1 protein-coding gene is annotated in these 517 nt (G+C 65.6%); it reads left to right on the forward strand.

The features are described 5' to 3' along the window. On the forward strand, positions 1 to 517 hold a 517-nt coding region (locus GEV06_29305; GenBank protein MPZ21934.1), incomplete at both ends, for an FtsX-like permease family protein.

Consider the following 517-nt stretch of genomic DNA (forward strand, 5'->3'; position numbering starts at 1 on the left):
ATCGGCGTGATGCCCGCGTCGTTCGACGTCACGTCGGAGAGCGAGGAGTTGTGGGTGCCATTCGCGTTCTCCTCAGAACAGAAGGCGAACTTCAGCAGCCATTGGTTGAACGTGATCGCGCGGCTCGAGTCAGGCGTGACGATCGACCAGGCGCGAGCACAATTGACCACGCTGGCCAGGCAACTCGAGCAAGAGCAGCCGATTGACAACGCACAGCGTGGTGCCGACGTCGCACCTATGACGGAACACTTCGTCGGTGACTATCGACAGCGGCTCTTCGTGCTGCTTGGAGCCGTCGGGTTCGTGCTGCTGATTGGGTGTGGCAACGTGGCGAACCTCTTGCTCGCGCGCGGTGCGGTCCGCTCAACGGAGCTCGCCGTGCGTAGCACCCTGGGCGCCGGCCGCGGGCGTCTCCTGCGTCAGCTCCTCACCGAGAGCGTGCTGCTCGCGGGGCTCGGCGCGGTTGCTGGACTCGTCCTGGCGCAGGTCGGACTGCGGACCCTGATCGCGCTGAGCC

Source organism: Luteitalea sp. (assembly GCA_009377605.1).
GTDB lineage: Bacteria > Acidobacteriota > Vicinamibacteria > Vicinamibacterales > Vicinamibacteraceae > WHTT01.